Annotated in this window: 26 protein-coding genes; 6 read left to right on the plus strand and 20 right to left on the minus strand. The window is 69.5% G+C overall.

The features are described from left to right. Positions 1–21: 21 nt before the first annotated feature. The 13 genes from P0D62_RS08060 to P0D62_RS08120 all read right to left on the minus strand — a co-directional run bounded on the left by P0D62_RS08060 (position 22) and on the right by P0D62_RS08120 (position 12,079). Complete coding sequence (locus P0D62_RS08060; RefSeq protein WP_275702118.1) at positions 22–714, minus strand: hypothetical protein; 693 nt, start codon at positions 712–714, stop codon at positions 22–24. After that, on the minus strand, positions 711–1,664 hold the full coding sequence (locus P0D62_RS08065) for a vWA domain-containing protein (RefSeq protein ID WP_275702119.1): 954 nt from the start codon (positions 1,662–1,664) through the stop codon (positions 711–713). Before P0D62_RS08065 ends, P0D62_RS08060 begins: the two co-directional genes overlap by 4 nt. Then, positions 1,661–2,620: a vWA domain-containing protein gene (locus tag P0D62_RS08070; RefSeq protein ID WP_275702120.1), complete on the minus strand. Its 960-nt coding sequence runs from the start codon at positions 2,618–2,620 to the stop codon at positions 1,661–1,663. The genes P0D62_RS08065 and P0D62_RS08070 overlap by 4 nt, the downstream gene beginning before the upstream one ends. Further along, on the minus strand, positions 2,611–3,084 hold the full coding sequence (locus tag P0D62_RS08075) for a DUF4381 domain-containing protein (protein ID WP_275702121.1): 474 nt from the start codon (positions 3,082–3,084) through the stop codon (positions 2,611–2,613). The genes P0D62_RS08070 and P0D62_RS08075 overlap by 10 nt, the downstream gene beginning before the upstream one ends. Continuing rightward, entirely contained in the window at positions 3,074–3,952 is an 879-nt protein-coding gene (locus P0D62_RS08080) for a DUF58 domain-containing protein (RefSeq protein WP_275702122.1), read from the minus strand. The genes P0D62_RS08075 and P0D62_RS08080 overlap by 11 nt, the downstream gene beginning before the upstream one ends. Before the next feature lie 23 nt (positions 3,953–3,975). Beyond that, positions 3,976–4,974: an AAA family ATPase gene (locus tag P0D62_RS08085; protein WP_275702123.1), complete on the minus strand. Its 999-nt coding sequence runs from the start codon at positions 4,972–4,974 to the stop codon at positions 3,976–3,978. After that, positions 4,967–5,869: a hypothetical protein gene (locus P0D62_RS08090; RefSeq protein ID WP_275702124.1), complete on the minus strand. Its 903-nt coding sequence runs from the start codon at positions 5,867–5,869 to the stop codon at positions 4,967–4,969. Before P0D62_RS08090 ends, P0D62_RS08085 begins: the two co-directional genes overlap by 8 nt. Then, positions 5,866–7,272: an ATP-binding cassette domain-containing protein gene (locus P0D62_RS08095; protein WP_275702125.1), complete on the minus strand. Its 1,407-nt coding sequence runs from the start codon at positions 7,270–7,272 to the stop codon at positions 5,866–5,868. Before P0D62_RS08095 ends, P0D62_RS08090 begins: the two co-directional genes overlap by 4 nt. Then, a complete protein-coding gene (locus P0D62_RS08100; protein WP_275702126.1) occupies positions 7,265–8,287 on the minus strand; it encodes a hypothetical protein in 1,023 nt (340 codons plus the stop codon). The genes P0D62_RS08095 and P0D62_RS08100 overlap by 8 nt, the downstream gene beginning before the upstream one ends. Next, the gene (locus P0D62_RS08105; protein WP_275702127.1) at positions 8,284–9,210 is read right to left on the minus strand and encodes a hypothetical protein; all 927 of its coding nucleotides are present in this window, start codon (positions 9,208–9,210) and stop codon (positions 8,284–8,286) included. Before P0D62_RS08105 ends, P0D62_RS08100 begins: the two co-directional genes overlap by 4 nt. Beyond that, entirely contained in the window at positions 9,207–10,331 is a 1,125-nt protein-coding gene (locus P0D62_RS08110; protein ID WP_275702128.1) for a hypothetical protein, read from the minus strand. Before P0D62_RS08110 ends, P0D62_RS08105 begins: the two co-directional genes overlap by 4 nt. Positions 10,332–10,384: 53 nt before the next feature. Further along, positions 10,385–11,014 (minus strand): hypothetical protein, encoded by a 630-nt coding sequence (locus P0D62_RS08115; RefSeq protein WP_275702129.1) that lies wholly within the window; start codon positions 11,012–11,014, stop codon positions 10,385–10,387. Positions 11,015–11,209: 195 nt separating this feature from the next. Then, positions 11,210–12,079: an EamA family transporter gene (locus P0D62_RS08120; RefSeq protein WP_275702130.1), complete on the minus strand. Its 870-nt coding sequence runs from the start codon at positions 12,077–12,079 to the stop codon at positions 11,210–11,212. A gap of 207 nt (positions 12,080–12,286) precedes the next feature. Between P0D62_RS08120 and groES the strand changes: the two genes are divergently transcribed. The 4 genes from groES (at position 12,287) to P0D62_RS08140 (ending at position 16,109) form a co-directional block, all read left to right on the plus strand. After that, entirely contained in the window at positions 12,287–12,583 is a 297-nt protein-coding gene (gene groES / locus P0D62_RS08125; RefSeq protein WP_275702131.1) for a co-chaperone GroES, read from the plus strand. A gap of 15 nt (positions 12,584–12,598) precedes the next feature. After that, positions 12,599–14,185: a chaperonin GroEL gene (gene groL / locus P0D62_RS08130; protein WP_275702132.1), complete on the plus strand. Its 1,587-nt coding sequence runs from the start codon at positions 12,599–12,601 to the stop codon at positions 14,183–14,185. A gap of 133 nt (positions 14,186–14,318) precedes the next feature. Continuing rightward, positions 14,319–15,122 carry a lytic transglycosylase domain-containing protein gene (locus P0D62_RS08135; RefSeq protein ID WP_275702133.1) on the plus strand — a complete coding sequence of 268 codons (804 nt, stop codon included), beginning with the start codon at positions 14,319–14,321 and terminating at the stop codon, positions 15,120–15,122. 99 nt (positions 15,123–15,221) lie between these two features. After that, positions 15,222–16,109, plus strand: coding sequence for a fructose bisphosphate aldolase (locus P0D62_RS08140; RefSeq protein WP_275702134.1), 888 nt, complete (start codon positions 15,222–15,224; stop codon positions 16,107–16,109). Here the strand turns inward: P0D62_RS08140 and P0D62_RS08145 are convergent. Then, positions 16,102–16,770 (minus strand): response regulator transcription factor, encoded by a 669-nt coding sequence (locus P0D62_RS08145; protein WP_275702135.1) that lies wholly within the window; start codon positions 16,768–16,770, stop codon positions 16,102–16,104. The two genes, P0D62_RS08140 and P0D62_RS08145, sit on opposite strands and share 8 nt — an antisense overlap. Beyond that, positions 16,758–18,335 (minus strand): sensor histidine kinase, encoded by a 1,578-nt coding sequence (locus tag P0D62_RS08150; RefSeq protein WP_275702136.1) that lies wholly within the window; start codon positions 18,333–18,335, stop codon positions 16,758–16,760. The genes P0D62_RS08145 and P0D62_RS08150 overlap by 13 nt, the downstream gene beginning before the upstream one ends. 107 nt (positions 18,336–18,442) lie before the next feature. Between P0D62_RS08150 and P0D62_RS08155 the strand changes: the two genes are divergently transcribed. Next, entirely contained in the window at positions 18,443–18,919 is a 477-nt protein-coding gene (locus tag P0D62_RS08155; protein WP_275702137.1) for a hypothetical protein, read from the plus strand. Positions 18,920–18,970: 51 nt separating this feature from the next. On the opposite strand, the gene P0D62_RS08160 is transcribed toward P0D62_RS08155, so the two are convergent. From P0D62_RS08160 to P0D62_RS08170, 3 genes are all read right to left on the minus strand, one after another. Then, positions 18,971–20,053, minus strand: a complete 1,083-nt coding sequence (locus P0D62_RS08160; RefSeq protein WP_275702138.1) for a branched-chain amino acid aminotransferase — start codon at positions 20,051–20,053, stop codon at positions 18,971–18,973. A 268-nt stretch (positions 20,054–20,321) separates the two neighbouring features. Beyond that, positions 20,322–21,095 carry an SDR family oxidoreductase gene (locus P0D62_RS08165; RefSeq protein ID WP_275702139.1) on the minus strand — a complete coding sequence of 258 codons (774 nt, stop codon included), beginning with the start codon at positions 21,093–21,095 and terminating at the stop codon, positions 20,322–20,324. Between the two features lie 15 nt (positions 21,096–21,110). Continuing rightward, on the minus strand, positions 21,111–21,518 hold the full coding sequence (locus tag P0D62_RS08170; RefSeq protein ID WP_275702140.1) for a carboxymuconolactone decarboxylase family protein: 408 nt from the start codon (positions 21,516–21,518) through the stop codon (positions 21,111–21,113). A gap of 191 nt (positions 21,519–21,709) precedes the next feature. Here P0D62_RS08170 and P0D62_RS08175 point away from each other — a divergent pair, with 191 nt between their 5' ends. Beyond that, entirely contained in the window at positions 21,710–22,522 is an 813-nt protein-coding gene (locus P0D62_RS08175; RefSeq protein ID WP_275702141.1) for a hypothetical protein, read from the plus strand. A 101-nt stretch (positions 22,523–22,623) separates the two neighbouring features. Here the strand turns inward: P0D62_RS08175 and P0D62_RS08180 are convergent, their stop codons facing one another. Next, entirely contained in the window at positions 22,624–22,899 is a 276-nt protein-coding gene (locus tag P0D62_RS08180) for a DUF1540 domain-containing protein (protein WP_275702142.1), read from the minus strand. Between the two features lie 291 nt (positions 22,900–23,190). Beyond that, positions 23,191–24,003, minus strand: coding sequence for an HAD-IIA family hydrolase (locus P0D62_RS08185; protein WP_275702143.1), 813 nt, complete (start codon positions 24,001–24,003; stop codon positions 23,191–23,193). Positions 24,004–24,078 lie beyond the last annotated feature (75 nt).

The following is a 24,078-nucleotide window of genomic DNA, read 5'->3' on the forward strand; positions in this document are numbered from 1 at the left end:
TAGATGGGTGTTTCTTTTCTATCACCAGGTGCGCTGGCCGTCGTCGGGGGAGACGGCGGTGGTCTGGTCTTCCAGCTGCTGGCGTTGTTCCTGGGCCTGCTGTTGGCGGTCGGCCAGGTCGGAGTCTTGGTTCTCGTCCCGGCCCTCGTTCTCGTCATCGTCGACGGGCGGCGCGTCGTCGGTCTTGTTCTCGATGCGCTCTCGCGTATCGTCCCACTGCTGTTCCAGGGTGCCCTGCGGGGTGCCGGCGTCGTCGGTGGGGGAGAGCGTGCCGGGGCACCTGGCGGTGGAGAGGATCAGCTGGGCCTGCTGGAGCCGGACCATCGCGCCGGGCATGTCGTCGCTGGCCAGGAACTCGTCGGCACCCGCCTCCAGCGACCACGCCCAGTTCAACCGGATGCGGCACTGCGCGTCGGCGGGAGCCAGGCCGGCGGCGCGCTCGAAGTCGGCGGCCGCGCCGTCCCACAGGCCCTGGTGGTACTGGGCGGTGCCGTGGTCGAAGACAGGGATCCAGCGCTCGACGACGGAGGCCCGTGTGCCGAGTGCGAAGGAGCGTTCGGCGGCCGCGTAGTCGCCGGCCCGCGACTGCGCGGTGCCCACCTGGACGGCGGTCAGCTGGACGGCGAGCCAGGCGGCGGTGCCGAGCATGACCAGCGCGGGGATCAGCGTCGCCCATAGCCAACGGCGTGCGCGCACGGCGTCTCTTGTTCTCACCCGGTCACCTCCCGGCGCGCGCCACGCCAGGCCTGGGCGGTGCGGAACAGCTCCCAGCCCAGGGGGACGAGCGCGATCAGGGCGAGCACCCAGGCGAGCGAGAACGAGTCGGCTTGGCTGCCCTGGATCACGGCGACGCTCGGTGCCGGGAGCGGGGACGAGATCGGGCCGGGCTTGGTGCGGTGCTCGTAGACGCCGCCGAGCTCGTCGGCGATGGTGCGCAGGGCCGCCTCGTCGATGCGCGAGAGCTGAGCCTCGCCGCGCCGGGTGACGAACTCGTCGGAGGCGGGGCTCTGCTTCATCCGCCCGCCCTCATCGGTGCCGTAGCCGAGCACCAGGGCGCCGTCCACCAGGTCGCGCAGGCCGGCGAACGAGCCGGGGGCATCGTCGGCGGTCTGTTCGCCGTCGCCGAGGTAGACGACGAAGCGCTTGGTGCCCGGCCTTGCTTGGGTCGCGGCGCTCAGGGCCTCGCGGGCCACCTCCGCGGCGGCGCCGATGTCGCTACCCGTGCCGTAGGCCTCGTCGCGCCAGCCGACGGTGCGGGCGAGGCTGACGATCGCGGAGGCGTCGGTGGTCCAGGGCGCGGCGACCCGGGCCACGTTGTCGCTGGTGATCACCGAGTAGCGGGCGGCGCCGAGCGCGCCGACCAGCGCCTCCACGTCTGCCGCTACCCCCTCGATGCGGGGCCTCGTGCCGTCGTAGTCCTCGGCGCCCATCGAGGTGGTGCGGTCGACGATGAACAGCACGTCGAGCGGGGCGGGTGGCTCGGGCTCGCGATCGGCCTGTCCGAGGGCAGGCTGCAGGGCCATGCCGGCGACGAGGACAAGGACGGCCAAGCGCCGCCACCAAGAGCCATCCCGAGCGTCGCCCGAGCGCAGGCCGACGACTAGCCAGCCCACCGTCGCCACGGCGGCGACGGCCAGCAGCCACCACAAGGGAGTAAAGGTCATCGCTTCCGCCCCCTCACCCAGGCCGCCCCGGCGAGCGCCAGCCCGAGGATCATCAGGACCGCGCCCGGCCAGACGAGATCGACGGCGTGGTGCCTCGGTGCCCCGGCCAGCGCCTTGGCCTCTTGGGCCTTGACCGCCGACTCGATGGTGCTCACGTCGGTCTGCGGGGCGAGCAGCAGCACATCGCCGCCGGTGCCGCGCAGCGCCTCGGTGAGCTCCTTGGTGACGCTGGGCGTGTTGTCGGCGGGCGCGATGCCGTACACCAGGGCGTTGCGGTCGGCGGCGCGGCCGACCGCCTGGTCGAGCGTGAAGATCGGCCGGCCGGCCACCTGGTTGTCGGTGGCCAGCACGATGGTGCGCGACCGATCTGTCTCGGGCACGTCGAAGCGCGAGACGCAGCTGGCCAGGCCGTCGCCGATCAGCGAGGTGCCCTCGCCGATCTGCGTGCCGGGCACGATCCGGCCGTCCAGCCAGTTCTTCGCCTCCGTCAGCTGCTCCTGGATGTAGGCGGCGTCGTCGGTGAGCGGGAAGATGGTGATCGCGGAGGCGTCGAAGGCGACGAAGCCGATCCGTTCGCCGTCGAGGGTGGCGGCGAGGGCCAGATAGGCGTCGACGATCTGTCGGTCGAGATTCGACATGGAGCCCGAGACGTCGAGGCAGAGCACGATGTCGCGGTTGGTGCGCTCGTCGGCCACCGACTGCGACTCGACGGGGCGCGCGACGGCCAGCGTGGCGCCGAGAGCCGCCAGCATCAGCCCCAGCAACTGGGCCAGCAGCAGCCGAGCGCGACGGGCGGCCAGGGCCGTGAAGCGGGGCAGCGTCCTGATCCGCGCGGCTCCGGCCACGGGGTCGCCCGTTCCAGAGACGATGCCGGGGCGCCGGGTGAGCGCGACGAGCACCACCGCCGCCACGGCGATCAATGCGGCCAGGGCGATCCACGGCTGGGTCAGCGCCATCCCTGGATCACCTCCTTGGCCGCGCGGGCGAGGTCGTCGGCGGCCGCGTCGTCGGTGCCCCCGAAGGCGTGCGCGTCCACCCGGGCGGCCAGGGCGGCCACCGGTTCGAGACGCGGATCCTTCAGCGCCTCGACGCGCAGCTGCGCCGCCGACTGATAGTCGGCGTCGCCGTCGCCGACGGTGCCGACGAACTCCCGTGCCGCGCGGCCGATCAGGCGGACGCGCTCCGAGCTGGGCGCGTCGGACGCCCGAATGCGGTCGATCCGGCGCAGGGCCGCGTCGCGCAGCTGGGTAAGCGAGTCGTCGATCCTCTCTTCTCGGGGCCGGCTGAGCATCCGCCACCGCCAGATCCCGACGGCGCCCAGCGTCAGCGCCGTCACGACGAGGCCGGCCACCACCAGCCACCACCACCAGCTGTGCGCGATGGGCGGGTGCAGTTCGAGCAGGAGGAGATCACCGGGCACGGCGCTGCCTCCTCACCAGGGAGATCACGTCCAGCGCCACGCGCGAAGGATCGCTCAGCACGGCCTCGGCGACGCCCAGCCGGCTCAGCTTCGACGAGCGTCTCTCGGCCCGCCGAGCCCGGTCCTCCCGCACCTCGCGGCGCAGCTCCTCGTCGTCGAGCCAATCGGGGAGGAGGCGCTGCTCGCCCAGGTCCAGCAGCGGGCGGCCCCCCAGGGCAGGATCGGTGGGATCGACGTCGGGCACCGTCAGCCACAGCACCTGATGCTGGGCGGCGAGGCGGCGGATGCGGGACTCGAGATCCGCGGAGATGGTGACGTCGTCGGCGATCACGGCGACCACCGCGCGACGGCGCAACGTGCGCGCGGCCGTGGCCAGCAGCTCTGAGGTGCGGACGGGCTGGGCGTCGGGCGCGATGGTGCGCTCCACCAGGCCGAGCTGGCGCTCCAGTTCCACCAGCCGGGTCGACGGCCGGGCGGCGCGCGTGGTCTCGCCGTCGCACCAGAGCGCGCCGGCGTAGTCGCCGAACGAGGTGGCCAGCACCCCCAGCGTGGCAGCGGCGTCGAGGGCGACGTCGACCTTCCGCGCGTCGGGCGTCGCCAGTCCGGCCATGTCGCGCCCGGTCGCCACGGCGATCAGCAGCGTGCTGCGCCGCTCGGCGATGTGCCGCTTCACCAGCAGGGTGCCGCTGCGGGCGGTGGCCCGCCAGTCGATGTCGGAGACCTCGTCGCCCACCACGTACTCGCGCAGGTCGTTGAAGTCGAGGCTGCGGCCCACGTGCAGCGACGCGTGGACGCCCTCCAGCGGATCCGACACTTTGTGCCGGATCGCGAGGGCGACTGCGCGCTGAATGCGGGTGACTCGGGCCATAGACGTGGGGTTTCAGTGCTTCCTTAGGGCGTAGGGACGGCGGCGAAGATGGCGTCGATGAGCTCCTCGGGGCGGACGCGCTCGGCCAGCGCCTCGAAGGTGAGGATCAGGCGATGCCGCAGCACGCCGTGGCGCATGGCCGTGATGTCGCTGGGGGTGACGTAGCTGCGGCCGTCGAGCAGCGCCGAGGCGCGGGCGGTGTGCAGGAAGGCCAGCGCACCCCGGGGGCTGGAGCCGTACTCGATGGCGCGCGCCTGGTCGCCGGAGAGGAAGTCGGCGGGGCGTCGGGTGATGTTGACCAGCTCGACGATGTAGCGCTTGATCGCGTCGTCCACCCGCACCCGCTTGGCCAGCTCCTGCAGCCGGAGCACGTCGTCGGTGCTCGCGCAGGCGGTGGTCGTGTGCTCGAAGGTGCCCGACTCACTGCGGCCCAGCACCTCGAACTCCTCGTCGGGGCTGGGATAGGCGACGACTTCCTTCAGTAGGAAGCGGTCGAGCTGCGCCTGCGGCAGCACGTAGGTGCCCTCCTCCTCGATCGGGTTCTGGGTGGCGAGCACGACGAACGGGTCGGGCAGCGGGTAGCTGCGGCCGCCGATGGTGGTCTGGCGCTCCTGCATCGCCTCCAGCATGGCCGACTGGGTCTTGGCCGATGAGCGGTTGATCTCGTCGAGCAACACGAAGTTGGCGTGCACCGGGCCGAGTTCGGTGGTGAAGCCGCCGGAGGACTGATCGAAGATCTGGGTGCCGATGATGTCGCTGGGCAGCAGGTCGGGGGTGCACTGCACGCGTGCGAAGCTGCCGTCGACGGAGCGGGCCAGGGTGCTGGCCGCCAGCGTCTTGGCCAGGCCGGGCACCGACTCGAGCAGGATGTGCCCCTGGCTGAGCAGCGTCACGAGCAGGGCCTTGCGCAGCTGCGGCTGGCCGACGACGGTCTTGCTGAAGGTGGCCGCCAAGCGGTCCAGGGTCTGCTTGGCCCAGGCGATCTCGTCGTCGCTGAGCGGCGCGCGGTTCGGTTCAGTCATCGGGGTCTCCTCGCGAGGTGTCCGTGTCGGGGGTCCAAAGGGTAGTGAGGGCGGCGTTCTTGGCGCGACGCTGGACGGCGTGCGGGGATACCGCCGGGGGTGGGCCGTCGAGGGGCTCGACTGGCAGGGTGCGGGTGTCGTGGCTGTGCCGCAGCGCCGTCAGAAGAGGGCGCCCGATCAGCAACAGAAGGACGGCGCTGGCGATGCCGCGCATCAGGTCGTAGCCGAAGGAGGTCTCCCAGCAGTAGCGCGCCAGCCGGATCGCCGACTCCCACGCGCCGAGACCGGGCAGGAAGGTGGCGTTGTCGGACTGGTCGGCCGGCCACGTCGTGAGGTTGAGCAGCAGGCCCGAGACGGGGCCGAGCGGCAGGCAGAGCAGGGCGCCCAGCAGCCAGGCTGATGTGGTGCCGAGCGGGCGCAACACGCCGCCGGCCAGACCCCACAGCCCCCACACCAGGGTCTGGGCGACGAGGTGCACCGTGATGGTGTCGGTGACCAGCGACGACACCAGCGCCGCGGCGGCTCCGGTGAGGAAGCCCGCCGGCGAACCCATCAGGATGCCGGCCAGCAGCGGGAAGGCGTAGCCGAACTCGATGCCGCTCGACCCCGGATGCAGCACGGCGCGGGTCAGTGTCGCGGCGGCCACTAGCAGGGCCGCAGGGGCGAAGGGACGAAGCGTCCGCCCCGCGTTGTTCCAGAGGGCGAAGCCGAGCAGCAGGAGCAGCGCGCAGAGGGCGGCGAGCACCCACGGGGCCTCGCTCGATTGGGCGGCGGAGTCGGCGACGGTGGCCGAGCCCCAGATCGGCCAGGCCACCCAGGCGAGGCCGGCGGTCAGCGTGACCCACAGCACGGTGCGGGGCCACGCTCCGGTGACGGGCATCGTCGGGCGCATCATGCCGCGCCTCCCGCCGCCACCGATTCGATGATCTCGCTCAGGCGAGTGGGGGCCGAATGGACGAGGGCCTGGGCGGTGAGCGGCGGCGTGGGCAGCTGGTGCTGCACGGCGGCGGGGGATCCGAACGCGACGATCTCGTCGCCCTCGATCACCGCGATCCGGTTGCAGGCGCGCACCAGGAACTCGATGTCGCGGGTGGTGACGATCCGAATCCCGGGCGTGGTTCCGAACAGCTCGCGCTGGGCGGCGATCTGTCCGGCCTGGTCGAGGCCCAGCTGGGGTTGCGGCAGCCAGACGGCCCGCGCCGTCGACCTGGCCAGGAGCAGCCGCAGCGCGGCGAGCTCGCTCGAACTGTGCTCCGACAAGGGCGTGGATGGCCGGATGCCGGGAACGGTGCGCAGCTCGGCGGCGGTCCGGGTGCGGTGACGCGCATCCCAGTCGTGCGCCACCTCGGCGGGGGTGAGGTGGTCGGGGAGCACGCTCGGCACCCGCGTCGCCCGCAGACGGGAGGCGAGTCGACGGGCGACGGGCTCGGCCCTGCCGTCGCGGCTCACGATGCCGACGCATTCGCCGGAGAGCAGATCGAGGGCGCGTCCGGTGAGCGCGATCTCGCTCGCGTCGACGGTCACCTCGGGGGTTCGGGCGGTGCGTTTGGATGACGGCACGGGCTTCGTCAGGGCGGGATTCCCGATGAGGCGACGCACGTCGGCCGAGGTGCGGCAGCGGTCCTGTGGGAGGCGGAAGATGCGGGCCAGCGTCAGCAGGGTGGGTTCGCGCACGGTGGAGGGTTTCCAGCTGTCGGCGGGCGTCGTCGGATGGCCGGGTTCGATGATCGCGTCGGCGAACTCCCAGACGGCGTCCAACTGGTGCTCGGCCCACAGCACGTGGGCGCCGTCGGCCGCGCGGGCGCGCAGGGCTTCGCCGAGATCGCGACGAAGAAGCGGATCGGCGGCGGCCATCAGCTGGTCGGCGAGCACGACGGGGCGCGGCGGCTCCAGCTCGAGGCGCGCGAGGGCGACGCGGGCGCGCAGGTCGGCGGGAAGGGACGCGATGGTGCGGTCGCGGCGTTCGTCGAGGCCGTAGTCGCGCGGGTCTGCGCCCAGTTCGTCCAGCGCCTCGCCGACGGTGCGCGGGTCGGCGTCGTCGGGTCGGACGAGCAGCACTCTTGAGGCGACGTCGCCGGGGTCGGCCTGGAGCAGGTCGACGCCGTCGAGCAGGATGCTGCCGGAGTGCTGCGAGCCGAACGGCAGGCGGCGGGTGATGGCGTTGAGAAGAGTGCTGTACCCGCGTCCGCCGGGCCCGACCAGCGCGGTGACCTGCCCGTCGTCGGCCGTCAGCGACACCCCGTCGAGCACCGTTCCGCGCCCGGACAGCGCCACCCGGACCTCGCGCAGCTCAAGCATCGCGCCCCACCTCCGCCAGCACCAGCGACACCGGCAGCGCGAGCACCGCCACGAGAGCGACGTACGGCACCTCGGGCCACCCATCAGATGCCGACCACATCAACGCCGCCTCCCCGGGAAGCCAAGCCCGCCCGAGCCAGACCACCGCCGTGAGGATGGCTGCCCCAGCGAGTGGCCACGTCGCGCCGCCTGACAGCCGTCCGCTAGACGCGACCACCAGCAGCCCGAGAAGGATCACGACGGTCAGGTCGAGCGGTGACCAATGGTCCCTCATGAAGCCTGGCAGCGCACCCGCGAGAAGCGCCACCGGCAACATGCCGAGCAGCCCGAGCAGGAGGGCGCGAACGACCACGCGCCACACTGGATCGAGGTTGGGGGAGGCGCCATCGGCTGCGGCGCGCGCCATGGCGAGGGTGGCTCCGAGGCCGGCTTGCTTCGACCAGCCCTGCGCCGCCTCTGCCTGACGCTTGTTCCACGCTGCGACGGTGGCGTCGCCGACGAAGCACCACGGCCCGACCAACTCCGCGCCACGGCCGAGAGCCGCCCGCGCCAGCCGCCACCAGTCGCTGCCGGAGAAGGCCTGCCAGGCCACCCCGAACAGCACGCACACGGCATAGGCCCTCAGTCCGGACGTCGCCGCCTCGACGAAGCCCCCCAGTGTGAGCGGGCCGCCGACGGTGACGCCCGGCCCCAGCTCTGTCGTCGGTAGAGACAACAGCACGGGGCCCGCCGAGCTGCTGGGAAGCAGCAGCGGGACGAGGAACCACCACATCAGCGCGAGCAGCCCGACCGACCGGGCCCGCTTGTGAATCAGCTGCCGCCGACCCGCCACCAGCCAGCCGCAGAGCGTGACGGCGGCGGCGAGCGTGACGATCAGCAGCGGGTTGGTGCTTTGAACGGCCATCGCGCCCAGCGCGAGCAGCATCGCGGCGAGCGACGCCTGGCCGATCGGAGCCGCATGGCGGGCCCGTATCGCGGTCGGCGTCGGGAGTGAGGCGTGTCGGGGTGCGGTCATCGGAGCCGCCGCTTTCGGGCGCTCGCCTGGGTACCGACGAGCACCACCAGCAGTGCCGCTCCCCCGATGCCACCTGCCACCGCCTTGACCGCGACGGTGGGACGGCCGACCAGCTGCGCCGCGTCCGCCACCCTCTCGCCCGGCGGGCTGGGGACAGGCCATTCCGCTCGCGCCGACTCCGTGCCCTTCGTGCCCGGCGTCGCCAGCCAGGTGGTGTCCGACGACCCCGCCGTCACGTTGCGCAGCCGGAAGGCATGCGGTGCGGCGGTGAGGCCGCGCGGCATCTGGTAGCGCACGATGGCCACCTCGTCGGGGCGCTTGGTCGGCTGATTGGCTGCGTCGCCATCAACCGTGGCCTCGCGCCAGACGCCCTCGTCGTCGGCGTAGTCGACGGCGAACTGCGAGCCAGGAATCGTGCCGACGAGATGGAGGTCGAGGATCGCGCCGGCGGGTTTGACGTCGCCGTAGCCGTCCCCGAGCGACGTGGGGTTGCGGCTGCCGAAGGCGACGAAGCCGCCGATGGCGTCGGCCAGGTCGCCCGCCGTGACACCCCCCAGGCTCACCAACGCCCAGCCGCCGGGGCGCCCGTCGGTGATCGGCGGGATGGTGACGGTGGCGCGTGCGACGCCGCTGGAGTCGGTGAGCACCTCGTTGCCGGTGATGAGGGGGGAGAGTCCGGTCACCGTGCCGTTCTCGACGGTGGCCAGATAGACCACCACCTCGACGCGCACCCCGGGATTGCCGGTGACCACCACCGAGTAGGTGGCGCCGTCGCGCATCCAGGCGTCGTGGCGCAGCGAGCAGCCGTTCGGCGCGTCGGAGCACAGCGCGGCCACCTGTGGCGGGGTATCGGCTCGGGCGATGGGCGGGGCAGCGCACAGAAGCAGGCCCGCGAGCATCGCGGCGGTGAGGAGCTTCCTCATTCGTCCTCCACCACGATGGGCTTGGGCGTGCGCAGTCCCGCGACGGCCGCCGTGAGCAAGGCCCCGACGGCCGCGGCCATCCCGGCGACGGTGAACAGGGGCGACCAGGGCAGCGCGGACTCGGGCACCGTGTAGTCGGAGGCCTCGCGAGCGGCGTTCTCCTCGCCCCAGATCGTCGGCGTGGGGGACGGGGCGACGGCCTGCGGAACCGCCGAGGCGCTCGCCGTCGGACTGGGCGCGACGGTGGCGGTGGGCGACGGGGACACGCTCGGCGTCGGCGTCGGAGTAGGCGTCGGGGTGGGCCTCGGCGTACGAGAGGCGCGCTGCGTTGCACTCGGAGTGCGCGTCGGTGTCGGTGTCCTAGTCGGGCTCGGCCTCACCGTGCGGCTGGGCGTGGGCTTGGGGCTCTTCGACTTCTTGGGGCTGGGGCTGTGGGTGGCCGAGGTGGACGGCTTCACGCTCGGCTTGGGGGTCTTCGACGGCGTGCTGCTGGAGTCCTTCGATGGCTGCGTCCCGGTGCTGGATGGCTCGCCGTCGGGGCTCTCGGTGTCGTCCGGTTCCTCGGTGTCGGGTCGCTCGAACGGCTCGGGATCGAAGGAGGGCGCGGTGCGTGGCATGGGCTTGCCGCCAGGGCTCTCCGGATCGGTATGCGTCCATGCCCAGAACTGGTCGATGAGCACACCGGATACGACGCTGCTCTTCCCCCAACCGTCGATCGTGCCGTCGCCGGAGTGCCAGTAGGTCATCGGCTCACCGTTGGGGTTGGTCTCGATGCCGTTGATGCCGGTGATCAGCTTGCCGTCGGTCGTGAAAGAGATACCAGCGGAGAGCAGTGCGCTCTGATACTTGTCGGCGCCTTGAGCCGGGAACTTCTTCGCCTCCGCCGGCAACGGGATGCAGCGCACGAGCACCGAGGGATCGTCCTGGTTTCCAGGAGCTTCCGGACTGGCGTCAGGAGCGTTGAACCAGTCGACGACCACCGTCAGGCCCTCGCCCTCCCGGCACCAGCCGTCGCGCCAGGGGTCGTCCCCACGGGCGGGCAGGGCGGAGGCAGCGAAGAATACGAGGGCGGCGGCGCCGAGCGCCGCCGCCTGTCGCGTCGGTGAATACCGCCTCACCATCGGTCTGCCCGCGTGCGTTGCGCCCCGCGATCAGGACGCAACGTCGTCGCGTGTCAGTTACCGGTCTTCGGGAGACCCGGCTTGGTGGTGGGCTTGCTCGACGGAGTCGGCGTGGGCTTCGAGGTGGCCGACGGGGACGACGTCGCCGACGGGGTCTCGCTGGGCTCGGGGTCGGCCGACTCGCTGGGCTCCGGGCTCGGCTCGGGCCACTCGTCCTCGAAGGGGTTCACCAGCGGGGGATGGGTCTCCTCGAACTTGTCCCAGTCCTCCTGCAGCACCAGGCCCAGGACGTCGCCGGCGGTGAGGGTGAGCGTGTCAGCACCCACTTCCGCGAAGGCCCAGTCGCCGGCGTAGGTGCCGTCATCGCCCGGGGCCAAGGTGTAGACCGACCACCATTCGCGCTCCTCCGCCTCGCGGTCCCCGATCTTGGTGATGTAGCTGCCGGGGGCCTCCAGCAGACCGGTGTCCAGCAGGGCCTCCTCCGCGGTGCCGAAGTTCTCGGCGCAGGCGCCGCCGTAGAGGTCGTCGAACTCGACGTGCACCCACACCAGGCCGGCGTCGACGCACTCGCCGGCGCTCTCCGGCGGGGCGGCCTGCGCGGGCAGCGTCGTGAAGGCGACGCCGGCGGCGAGCGCGGCTGCCGACGCGATGGATAGATATTTCAGACTCGAACGCTTGAGCACGGAGACCCGCTTCCTTAGGTTAAGTCCGTCGGTCAAGCCTTCCGCGTATCGCGACGGAGTAGAACGTCCTGTCAGGCAGCGGTCCGACTCCCCTTCATGGGATCACGGTTGCGCGACAGTCCCGGGATCGCACCGGCTTCGACTGCCTGAACGGGGCTGATACTACCGGAGCGGGTGCCGAGTGTTCCCCCGGGGTCACCCCGTCCGCTCACTCATGGTGGTCGCCACCGACGCGGCGAGCACCGCGGCCATCGCGGCGAGCTGGATCGCCGTCAGGTGCTGGCTGAGCAGCAGCCATCCCCACAGCGCCGCCACGACGGGCTCCAGCGCGAGCAGGATGCCGAAGGTCCGGGCGTTCAGGCTGCCCAGAGCGCGCAGCTCCAGCGAGTACGGGATCGCCGACGACAACAGGGCCACCGCGATCAGTGGCAGCAGGAAGGAGGGACGCTCCACGATCAGGTGTGTCGTGGTGACGGCGAAGGGCAGCATGAGCAGGCCGCCCACCAACGTGCCCATCGCGAGCGGCCCTTGCCCCTTGACATGGGCGGCCACCTGCTTGCCGGCCAGGATGTAGATCGCCCAGAAGAATGCCGAGGCCAGCGCCCAAGCCATGCCGACCGGATCCAGCGGCTTCCCGTCGGAACCGTGCCCGGCGAGCCCCAGCACGGCGACGGCGGCCCCGGCCAGGAGCACCCAGCCCAGGTCGCGCAGGCGCCGCGACAAGATGGCGGCCAGCACCAGCGGGCCGAGGAACTCGATGGTCACCGCCACCCCAAGGGGGATGCGGGAGATCGCGGCATAGAAGGTTCCGTTCATGCCGCCCAGTGAGACGCCGTACAGCACCACCCGCCGCCAGTCGGCCCCCGACCAGGAGCGAACGTCCGGCCTGGTCAGCACCGTCAGGATCGCGGCGGCGAACAGCAGTCGGGCGGCGGTGGTGAGCCATGAGCCCAGTTCGCCCATCAGGGGAACGGCCACCGCGGCGCCTAGTTGCAGCGAGATGCAGGAACTGAGCAGCATCACCACGGCCAGTGAGGTGGGGGAGGGGCGGTTCACGTCGTCCATCCAATCCCAACCCTGTGGGGAAGAGAAATGCCGCACTGCCCATTGGCACTCGGCTTGATTGAGTGCTAACTCCGGTATAGCGTTGCCTCTAGCACTCGACCCCGTCGGGTGCTAACGGTCCGGACGGCACCGCGACGACGTCCGGCCACTCAGATTGAGTCAACATATCGTCCGGCACCTGCCGGAGTGGAAAGAAAGGTGTTTGACGTGGCAACCACGATCAAGCCGCTCGAGGATCGCATCCTCATCCAGCCGCTGGAGGCTGTTCAGACCACCGCATCGGGCCTGGTGATTCCCGATACCGCCAAGGAGAAGCCGCAGGAGGGCAAGGTCATCGCCACCGGCCCCGGCCGTATCGACGACAAGGGCAACCGCATCCCGCTGGACGTCGCCGAGGGCGACGTCGTGATCTTCTCGAAGTACGGCGGCACCGAGGTGAAGTACGACGGCAACGAGTACCTGCTGCTCAACGCCCGCGACATCCTCGCCGTCGTTTCCAAGTAAGGGGCGCGCACACAGATGGCCAAGATTCTCGCATTCGACGAGGAGGCACGGCGCGCCCTTGAGCGCGGCGTCGACGCCCTCGCGAACACCGTCAAGGTGACGCTCGGCCCCAAGGGTCGCTACGTCGTCCTCGACAAGAAGTGGGGCGCACCCACCATCACCAACGACGGCGTGACCGTTGCCAAGGAAGTCGACCTGGAGGATCCTTACGAGGATCTCGGCGCTCAGCTGGCCAAGGAAGTCGCCACCAAGACCAACGACGTGGCCGGCGACGGCACCACCACCGCCACCGTGCTGGCCCAGGCCATGGTGCACGAGGGCCTGCGGGCGGTCGCCTCCGGCGCCAACCCGATCGGCCTGAAGCGCGGTATCGACAAGGCGGTTGACGCCGTCGTCGAGCAGCTGCGCGAGCACGCTCGTCAGGTGGACACCACCGACGACATGGCCTCGGTCGCCACCATCTCCTCCCGCGACGAGCAGATCGGCGCCCTGATCGCCGACGCGTTCGACAAGGTGGGCAAGGACGGCGTGATCACCGTCGACGAGTCCCAGACCTTCGGCACCGAGCTGGAGTTCACCGAGGGCATGCAGTTCGACAAGGGCTACCTCTCGCCGTACTTCGTGACCGACGCCGAGCGCATGGAGGCCGTGCTGGAGGATCCGTACATCCTCATCAACAGCGGCAAGGTCTCCTCGATGAACGAGCTCCTCCCGCTGCTGGAGAAGGTCATCGCGGCCAAGGGCACGCTGTTCATCGTGGCCGAGGACGTCGACGGCGAGGCGCTGTCCACCCTCGTGGTCAACAAGATCCGCGGCACCTTCACCTCCGTCGCCGTCAAGGCCCCGGCCTTCGGCGATCGCCGCAAGGCCATGCTCGAGGACATCGCGATCCTCACCGGCGGCATGGTGGTTGCTCCTGAGGTGGGCCTCAAGCTCGACCAGGTGGGCCTCGAGGTGCTCGGCCGCGCTCGTCGCGTCGTCGTCACCAAGGACGCCACCACCATCGTCGACGGCGCTGGTGAGCACACCGAGGTTTCGGCCCGCGTCGCTCAGCTGCATGCCGAGATCGAGCGCTCCGACTCTGATTGGGATCGCGAGAAGCTGCAGGAGCGGGTCGCCAAGCTCGCCGGCGGCGTGTGCGTGATCAAGGTCGGCGCCGCCACCGAGGTGGAGCTGAAGGAGAAGAAGCACCGCATCGAGGACGCCGTTTCGGCCACCCGCGCGGCCATCGAGGAGGGCATCGTCGCCGGCGGCGGCTCGGCCCTCATCCATGCCGGCAAGGTGCTCGAGGGCAACCTCGGCCTCGACGGTGACGAGGCGGTCGGCGTGTCCGTCGTCGCCAAGTCGCTCGCGGAGCCGCTGCGCTGGATCGCCGAGAACGGTGGCGAGGCCGGCTACGTGGTCACCACCAAGGTGGCGGAGCTGGAGCCCGGCAACGGCTACAACGCCAAGATCGGCGAGTACCAGAACCTCATCGAGAACGGCGTCATCGACCCGGTCAAGGTCACGCGTTCCGCGCTGGCCAACGCCGCGTCGATCGCCTCGCTGCTGCTCACCACCGAGACGCTGGTGGTGGACAAGCGCGAGTCCGACGAGGACTGATCCTCTTCACAACAAAGGGGCGCTTCCGGTTTTTCCGGGGGCGCCCCTTTTGCATGTGCGCCATGCAGGTATGCGTGAGGTGTCTGTGAGAGTTGCGGAGATCGTCTCGAAGGGCGCTGGCTAATATCGAGCGGTGACCTTTCTCCTTGTCGGGCGCCGGTGTTCTCGGATGCACAGAGCCAGCCTGGGTGCTGCGTTGGCTGCGGCGGCGCTCGCGGGGTGCACGGCGACCGACATGCCGAGCCCGCAACCGTCCGGGTCACGGTCGATGGTGACGGGCCCCTCGACGGTCGCGCCCACGCCATCGCTGTTGCCGACGCCGTCCCCGTTGCCTAGCCCGTCCACCACCGAAGCTGCTGCTGGGGTGGTGCGGGTCGCGGAACTGGTCGATCCGGCATGGATCGCGGAGATGGCGGCGCGCGTCGACGTCCCCGAGAGAGCGATGGCGGCGTACGCGGGGGCTTCGGTCGCCGTCGCCGAGGACTTCCCCGACTGCAACCTGGCCTGGAACACGCTGGCTGCGATCGGCTTCGTCGAGACGCTGCACGGCAGCTGGAACGGCGCCTCTCTTGCGGACGACGGGCTTGTCTCGCCGCCGATCCTCGGCATCCCGCTCGACGGCAACGGCACCATCGCCGTCCGGGACACCGACGATGGCCTCCTCGACGGCGACACCACGTGGGATCGCGCCGTCGGCCCCATGCAGTTCATCCCGTCCACCTGGGAGATCTACGGACGCGACGGCAACGGAGACGGCACCGTCGATCCCCACCAGATCGATGACGCCGCCTACTCGGCGGCCGTGTATCTCTGCGACGTCGGCGGGGATCTCGACGACCGCGAGCGATGGATCGCCGCCGTCAACGCCTACAACCCGTCGGTGGCTTACAACAACAAGGTGGTGGAGGTCGCCAATCGCTACGCCGAGGCGGGCTGACGTCCTCCGAAGACCGGTCTGACAACGGAGGTCGTAGTAGAATAGGCATTCACTCCAGACGCCATAAAGCAATGACGTCGTAGGTTGTCAGGAGGAGAAATGAACAACGCACAGTTGGAGCGGATGGGAAGCGCCAAGGGATTCATCGCGGCCTTGGACCAGAGCGGCGGAAGCACACCTGGGGCCCTCCGGAAGTACGGGATCGAAGAAGATCGCTACACCTCGCAGGAAGAGATGTTCGATCTGGTGCACGGCATGCGGGAGCGCATCGTCACCAGCCCGTCGTTCACGGGGGAGCACATTCTGGGTGCCATCCTGTTCGAGATGACGATGGACCGCACGTTCGCCGACATGCCGGCCGCCGACTACCTCTGGGAGAAGAAGGGCATCCTGCCCATCCTGAAGGTGGACAAGGGGTTGCTGCGGGAGGCCGACGGCGTTCAGCTGATGAAGCCCATCGACGATCTCGACGAGCTGCTGGAGCGCGCGAAGAAGGCCCACATCTTCGGTACCAAGATGCGCTCGCTGATCCTCGAGGCGGCGCCGGCGGGCATCGTCGCCAACGTCGCTCAGCAGTTCGACATCGGCAAGAAGATCGCCGCAGCGGGCCTGGTGCCGATCCTCGAGCCCGAGATCAACATCCGCTCCACCACCAAGGCTGAGTCGGAGAGGATCCTGCTCGACGAGATCATGGCTCACCTCGACAACGACGAGTTCGCGTCTCCGATCATGTTCAAGCTCACGCCACCGTCGGTGGACGACTTCTACCGTCCGGTGATCGAACACCCCAAGGTGCTGCGCGTCGTCGCCCTCTCCGGTGGGTACAGCCGCGACGAAGCCAACGAGATCCTGGCCCGCAATCACGGCCTGATCGCCAGCTTCTCCCGCGCCCTCACCGAAGGACTGACGGAGTCGATGAACGCGGAGGAGTTCGACGCCCTGCTGGCTCAGTCGATCCGCTCGATCTACGACGCCTCGATCACCTGATCCGTGGCTCCTGGATGCCAGCGGGTTCCTGTAACCAGGTCAGGGCGGCGAGAACCCGCTGGTTGTCGTCAGGATCCGCCTCTAAACCCAGCTTGGTGAAGATCGATCGGAGGTGCGCGTCGACGGTGCGGCGCGAGATGACGAGCGCGGCGGCGATGCCCGCGTTGCTGCGTCCCTGCGCGACCAGCTGCAGCACCTCGTGTTCGCGTTCGGTCAGGGCCGTCAGCCGGGCGGCGCTGCGCGCGAGATAGCCGTCGACCACCTGCGGATCGACGACGGTGTCCCCGGCCGCCACCGCGGCCAGCTGTTCGAGAAACACGCGTGTGTCCAGCACTCGATCTTTCAGCAGGTAGCCGAACGCTGCGCAGTTCCCATCGGTGACGGTGCCCATCAGCGCGGGCTCGACGGCCTGGGAGAGGATCACGACGGGCAGCGTCGGCCAGGCGCGTCGGAGGCTCAGTGCCGCGACCGCCCCCTCGTCGGTGTAGGTGGGCGGCATCCGGATGTCGGCGACCACCAGGTCCGGGTGGTGCAGGTTCACGGCCTCGATCAGCGAACGGGCATCGCCCACCTGGGCGATGACGGCGTGCCCGGCGCTCTCCAGCAGCCTCGCCATGCCGTCGCGCAGCAGCACTTGGTCCTCGGCGATCACGATCCGCATGGCAGCGTCGCCTCCACAACCGTGCCGTGAGGAGCCGCCTCGCGGACAACCAGCAACCCTCCCGACGCCGACACCCGCTCGGCGATGCCCCTGAGCCCCGAGCCGAGCAAGGGATCGGCGCCGCCCACGCCGTCGTCGGTCACCGTGATGTGCACCGTGGCGCCTCGATCCTCCACGGCGATCCCGATGCGATCGGCCCTTGCGTGCTTCATCGCGTTGGCGAGCGCCTCGCTCGCCACGAAATAGGCGGTGGCCTCCACCTCGGGGGCGTAGCGGCGGGAGGTGAGCCGCAGATCGGTCACCGAGGAGAGCGGGCGGACGAGATGGCTGAGCGCCGGAGCCAGCCCGCCCTCCGAGAGGATCGACGGCACCCTCCCGTCGCTCAGCGAGCGCACCTCGTCGACGGCGTCTCGCAGAGCCTCGACGGTGTCCTCGATCAGCAGCCGCGCACTGGGATCGTCGAGGGTGGCGCCGGAGAGCTGCAGGTTGAGCGTGATGCCGAGCAGTCGTCCCTGCAGGCCGTCGTGGAGGTCGCGGGTGAGACGCTGCCGTTCCGCCGCGATCGCCTCCGCGGTGCGCACGGCCAGTTCGACGGTGAACTCGGGCGGCGGATCGATCAACCGGGCGGCCCACGAATGCAGCCTCACGGCGGCGAAGCCGAGGAGTGCCGTTGCCAGGACGCCGGCCAGCAGGGCGAGGGGCGCGGGCCCGCCCACGGCGGTGACGCCCAGCCCCACGCCGAGGGCGATGATCAGGGTGGCCGCGGCCAAGGTCGCCGCCAGCAGGCCGAGGATCGTCGGGGTACGCAACACCCAGGTGGAGCGTGGGGTGCAGGCGCCCCAGGTCAGCACCGCGGTGCTCATGGTGCAGGCGGAGAAGCCGAGCATCAGCGCCGTCACCTCGGAGCCGCCGAGTCCCAGCACCGCGTGCGCGGCGCCGAGGGCCCAACAGAACGCGATGATCACCACGGGCAGGACGGAGGCGAGTCCGCAGACGATCGCGCGACGCCGTGCCTCACCCGCCGTGCCGCGCACGAGCGGCCAGGTCGCCGTCATGGGCAGCGCGAACGAGCCCAGCCAGGTGAGCGAGCCGATCGGTGCAAGGCCCGGGATGCCCGCCGCATTGATGATCGTGCTGACCAGCACCAGGCTCAGCAGCGCCAACACCCAGAGTCGTCGGGATCGTCCGGTGACGGCCGCGGACGCCAGGATCGGCAGCAGGCTCACCATGGTCAGCGGAAGGACGTGGCCCGTGATCGCGAGTATCGCGACGATCTGGCTGCCGCGTTCGGTCGCGGCCGCCGCCATCAGGGTGGGATAGGCCAGCGCCGTCGAGCCCAGCACCAGCATCGCGACGCGGACCGGCAGTGACTCCATCCGAGACCAGCCGGCGACCAGCAGGATGCCCGCCCCGACGGCAGCCATGAGGGCGAGCACCGATGTCCCCAGCACGAACCCGGTGGGGTTGTCCGCCGGCCAGGGCAGCGCGATGCCCCAGGCGGCGGCGATCAGGCCCAGGCCGGCCACCACCGCGGTGCCCACCATCCACGGACTCCTGCCTTTCATGACCCCATCGTCGTCCTCGGGGCGGGTCAGGGAAATAGGCAATCTTGCCGATGTTTGGCCGAACGGCTCAGACGTAGCGTCGGGCCATCATCGAGAGAGGAACGAACATGACCTCGACAACCACTTTTCGTGCCGGGGCCCAGGGGGAGGGCGGAAGCCTCGTCGGAGCGAAGGGCATCGCCGGATTGGTCGTGCTGCTTCTGGTGTCCGTGGCCTTGCCCTTCATCTTCCTGCCCATGGAAGCGAGCTGGGGGCATCTGGCCTTCCATCTGATCGGCATCGTTGTCTGCACCCTCGCGGTGATGCTGCTGCGAGGCCTACGCCGCGCGAGCGCGAGCAAGGTCGTGCGCGTGCTCACCTGGGTGGCCACCGTCGCCTACGTCGGCTGGACGATCGGGCACGTGGGCGAGCTGGGCGTCGTCGTCACCCATGGCGGCGCGCACGCCGATCAGCACGTCTTCGAGCACCCGGTGCACACCTTCTTCGCCACCATCTCCATCCCGTCGTGGATGGCGGCGATGGCCATGATGCTGGTGCTGCTGGTGGCTGTCATCGTGCACGTCGTTCGCCGGCCTCGGACCTGAAAAGCCAGACGGGCCCGGCTTCGATCGAAGCCGGGCCCGTTTCCAGGGTGATCAGAGGATCTGGGTCATCCAGCCGTGAGTGTCGGGGCGCAGGCCGTACTGGATCTCGGTGAGGGCCCGGCGCAGCTCGAGGGTGCGGGGGCCGGGCTCGCGACTGCCCACCGCGTGGATGCCGTCGGGATCCTTGAAGCTGGCGACGGGGGTGATCACCGCGGCGGTGCCGCAGGCGAACACCTCGGTGACGCGGCCGGCGTCGATGTCGGCGAACAGGTCGTCGCGCGCGATCCGCGTCTCCTCCACCTTCAGACCGGCGTCGGAGGCCAGCTGCAGGATGGCGCCCCGGGTGACGCCCTTCAGGATGGTCTCGGTGAGTGCCGGGGTGATCAGGCGGCCGTCGGCGGTGATCGCGAACAGGTTCATGCCGCCCAGCTCTTCGACGTAGCGGCGCTCCACGGCGTCGACGAAGCCCACCTGGCTGCAGCCGTTCGCCTCGGCCTCGATCTGGGCCACCATCGATGAGGCGTAGTTGCCGCCGCACTTGGCGAAGCCGGTGCCGCCGGGGGCGGCGCGGGTGTAGTCGCGGGTGAACCAGATGTCGACGGGCTGCACGCCGCCGCCGGCGAAGTAGGCGCCCGACGGGGAGGCGATCACCGCGTAGGTCACCGTCGTGGACGGCTTGACCGCCAGGTAGGGGGAGCGGGCGAAGATGAAGGGCCGGATGTAGAGGCTCTGCTCGTCGCCGGTGGGCACCCAGTCGTGGTCGACGCGCACCAGCTCGTCGATGCTGGCCAGGAAGTCCTCCTCGCTCAGTTCCGGCAGGCCCAGACGGCGACAGGAACGAGCGAAGCGCGCGGCGTTCACATCTGCGCGGAACCGCCACACCGAGCCGTCGGCGCGGGCGTAGGCCTTCAGGCCCTCGAAGGCCTCCTGCGCGTAGTGCAGCACGGCCGAGGCCGGATCGAGGGTGAAAGGACCGTAGGGCACCACGCGGTGGTCGTGCCAGCCCTTGTCGGCCGTCCAGTCGATCAGCGTCATATGGTCGCTGAAGTTGGAGCCGAAGCCCGGGTTGGCCAGGATCGCCGCGCGCTCCTCCGCGCTGCGGCCGGTGGTCTTCTCGATGGCGAAAGTAGTCATGTCAGTTGTCGATTCAGTCTCGATCGGTTACTGGTTGCCCGCCGCCCGTGCACAAAGCTGCGTGTACGTCCCGGCCTCCCGTATATAGCGAGGCCTTCGCGTCTGCGCAGATTTGTGCACGGAACGAGCGGATAGGGGGTGGGTTGCGGGTGAAAGAGGGGACGGGGGAGAGCGGTGGGATCGGTGGAGCGGGATTTATAGCTGGCTGTACCCGTCGCACTGTGCAATACGTACAGTGCGCGGTGTAGAGCCAGCTATAAATCTGGGATCAGGCATAACGGCCCATGCCGCCGGCCACGTCGATGGCGGCGCCGGTGATGTAGCCGGCGCGGTCGCTGGCCAGGAAGGCCACCACGCCGGCCACCTCGTCGGGTTCGCCGAAGCGACCCAGCGGGATCTCGTCGGCCGCCATGTCGGTGAAGAACTCGTCAGCCGTCTTCTCGGGTGCTCGCTTGGCGTGGATGTTGGCCCACTGCGGGGTCTTGACGCACCCGATGTTGACCGCGTTCACCAGGATGCCGTCGGCGGCGAGCTCCTGGGCCAGCGCCTTGGTGAGGTTCTGGCCTGCCGCGCGGTTCACCGTCGTGGAGAGGAAGCGGTAGTCGGGCATCCGCGAGTACACCGAGCCGATGTTGATCACCCGCGCCGCGCTCGACTGCTTCAAGAACGGCACCGCCGCCTTCACGCCCCGGAACCAGCTGAGCACCTTGACAGAGAAATCGGCCACCAGCGACTCGTCGGCCAGGGCCTCGAAGGTGCCGGGGTGCGCGCCGCCGGCGTTGTTGACCAGGATGTCCAGTCCGCCCATGTCGCCAGCCGCCCACTCGACGAAGCCCGCCAGCTGGTCGGCCTCGCGCACATCGACGGCCTGGCCGCCCGCCTGCGCGCCCAGCGCCTCGACGGCCTCCGCCACCTCGTCGGCGCTCCGCGAACAGATGCGCACCACGGCGCCCTCGCGCACGAGTTCCTCAGCGATCGCGCGACCCAGCCCCTTGGTGCCTCCCGTGACGATGGCCTTGCGGCCCTTCAAACCCAGATCCATCTCGTCAACTCCTACTCACTGGAAGGCCTCGTCGACGGGCACCTGCAGCCCGACCGCCATCCGGTTGGTTTTGCTTGCCGCGCCGACGATGGCGTGCAGCTCGGCGATCTGCTCGTCGCTAGCGCCCTTCGCTCGCGCCGCCGCTGTGTGCGAGCGCACGCAGTAGGTGCAGCCGTTCACCGTCGATACCGCCACGTAGATCAATTCCTTGACCAATGGGTCGAGGGACGTACCCGGCCCCATCAGTTCCTTCAGCTCTGCCCAGGTGCGCTCCAGGTTTGCCGGGTCGTTGGCGAGAACCCGCCAGAAGTTGTTGACGAAGTCGGTGTTGCGCGTCGCCCGGATGTCGTCGAAGACGGCTTGTGCACGCGGGCTCAACTCCTCGTCGGTCAGCACCGGCAGCATCGGGGTGAACTGGTCCATGAATCGTGTTCCTCCGCGTCGTCTCAGAACGACTCTAACCCTAGACAACGTGGGGAGGGGTCCACTATCCGACCCTGAAGTTTGACGGAGGCGCGCCGTAGGTTAGCCTTACCCCTGTTGGAAATAGCGCAAGGCTTCTGTAGCGAAAATAGAGAAACGGGCGCGACCGACAGAACGAGAGGATGCACGGCATGTCGATGTCGTTCGATGCGCCCGCCACCGTGGCGAGTGACGAAAGGGCGGGATCCCTGACCCGCAGGATGCTGAGTGGTGCCGCCGCGGCGTCGCTCTACGCCTACCGTCTGGACGAGTCCATCACCTTCCTTGCACACGGCATGACCCCCGACGGCGTCCTGGTCGTCGCCGGCGTGCCGGACGGCATGCTCCGCGTCGCTTCTCCCGGATTCGGTATCGATGTGCGGATGGACTTGATCAAGCAGTCGCCGGATCCCGCGGTGTCGCTCGTTGCCGCGTCGGTTCATCTGCTCGGACAGCTGTCCTGGGCCACCCCGTCCGAGGTTGAGGCCCAGATCGCCGGAGGCGCCCTGCCCGAACTGGTCGAGGCCATGATCGAGGTGCCCGGCGCGAGGCTGGGGTTCGTGGACATCGAGCGCGCCTTGCTGCACGACATGAACGGTGCGACGGTGATCGCGCCCGAGGCCATCTCCTATGCGCCGCCCGTCATTGAGGACGAGTTCGCGGCCTTCGACGCCATCGCCGCCTATAGCCAGGCGCGGCTGAAGGATCTCTGCTGGGCCGTGATGGTGGGAGCCGTCCCTGGTCAGGTGGTCAGCAAGCCTCCGTTGCCCGGGATCTGCCCGCACACCGCAGACGCCGTCTTCTGCGTCGACGTCGATCCCTCCGGTGTGACGGTGATGTTCATCGGTCGCGCAGAGACCCTTGTGGTCCACGCCTGCTTCGATGTGCCTGTCACGACGCAGAGCCAGTTGCCCGGTCGGGTGGCGGAGATGATGCACGTCGCCGCTTTGGAGAACTGCGCCTGACGCGTCCCCCTGAAAGCGCGTAGCCCGGCCCCGCCTGAGCGGGGCCGGGCTTTTCGCAACCGGTGCGGCTAACCCTTCAGGTCAGCCAGGGGAACCGCAGTTCAGCGGACTTCGTAGGACAGGCAGATGGCGGAATCGGAGATCTCGACGCCGTCGGCCGTGCACATCAGGTCGGCGTTGTGAACGCATTCGAGGCGCTGGCAAGCGCCGACCTGGCCGTTGGCAGCAGGCAGGCCGCCGCGGGCGTCGAGAGCGATGAAGGTGGTGCAGGTGGGGCGCTCGGCTCCGCCGATGGTGACGGCGAAGGCGGTGCAGCCGGATGCGTTGAAGGCGCAGGTGGTGGTTGCGCAGGACTTGACTGCCGTGATGGTGCTCATGATGAGTTCCCCTCTGTGGTGCGTTTCAGATATCAGCAATCATAAGTTTTATGTACGCCCTTGACAAGGCAGGGAAACCTAAGCTGACTAGGGCTTACGTTTGCCCTAGTCGTGTTTTAAGGCACTCGCATGTTGGCTAATTAAATGTTGCATAATTCCCTAGTCGCCCATGCCTGGTCCCGGAAAATCGGCCAATGGCCGATTTTCGGCACGAGACACCGCAAAATCGGCCAATGGCCGATTTTCCGGGATTGAGGCGGGTCGGGGTGGGAGGGGATGGGGTGGGAGGGGTCAGTCGACGTGGGGGAGCAGCGTGTCGATCCGGTCCAGCAGGAAGGTAGGACGCTGGGACTCCGGCAGGGCGGCCACCTCGTCGGCCGTGGAGTCGCCGGTCAGCACCAGGGCTGAGGGCATGCCGGCGTCGACGGCCATCTTGATGTCGGTCATCAGGCGGTCGCCCACCATGATGCAGCGTCGGAGATCGACTCCCGTGTCGCCGAGGGCGGCCTCCATCATCAGTGGCGACGGCTTGCCAAGGCTGACCTGGCACGTCGTTTGCGTGCATGCCTCGATCGCGGCGGTGATGGCGGCGCAGTCGGGTTCGCCGCGTCCGCCGGGGTAGGGGCAGAAACGGTCGGGGTTGGTCTGGATCAGGAATGCTCGACGATGGAACCAGATGGCGTCGAACGCGATCTGGAGCTTGCGATAGTCGAAGCCGCGGTCGTAGGAGGCGACGACGATGTCGATTCGCTCGGGGGCGTCGGTCAGCTCGAATCCGGCCTCGCGGAGCGCCCGCTTCAGCGGTTCCTCGCCGATCACGAAAAGGGCGGCGTCCGGATGATGCGTGGTGAGCCAGGAGACGGTGGTTACGACCGTGTTCACGATGTCCTCGAGAGGGGTCGGCAGCCCCAGTCGCTCAAGCTTCCGCTGGTACATCGCCGGATCGTTGAGCGCGTTGTTCGAGAGGAACTTGATGATCCTGCCCGCGTCGCGCAGCCCATCGATGAGCCGCTTCGCGCCCGGCAGCAGCTCCTCGCCGAGGTAGATGGTGCCGTCGAGGTCGAAGACGTAGGCGTCGTACCAATCGGTGGGAGAGGTGAGCATGCCTGGGGGTTCCTTTCGTTAGAGCACACCCTGCCATCGCCGGCTGTTCAGCGCAGCAGTGCGATAAAGGCCGTC

The organism is Tessaracoccus caeni (assembly GCF_029211185.1).
Lineage (GTDB): Bacteria > Actinomycetota > Actinomycetes > Propionibacteriales > Propionibacteriaceae > Arachnia > Arachnia caeni.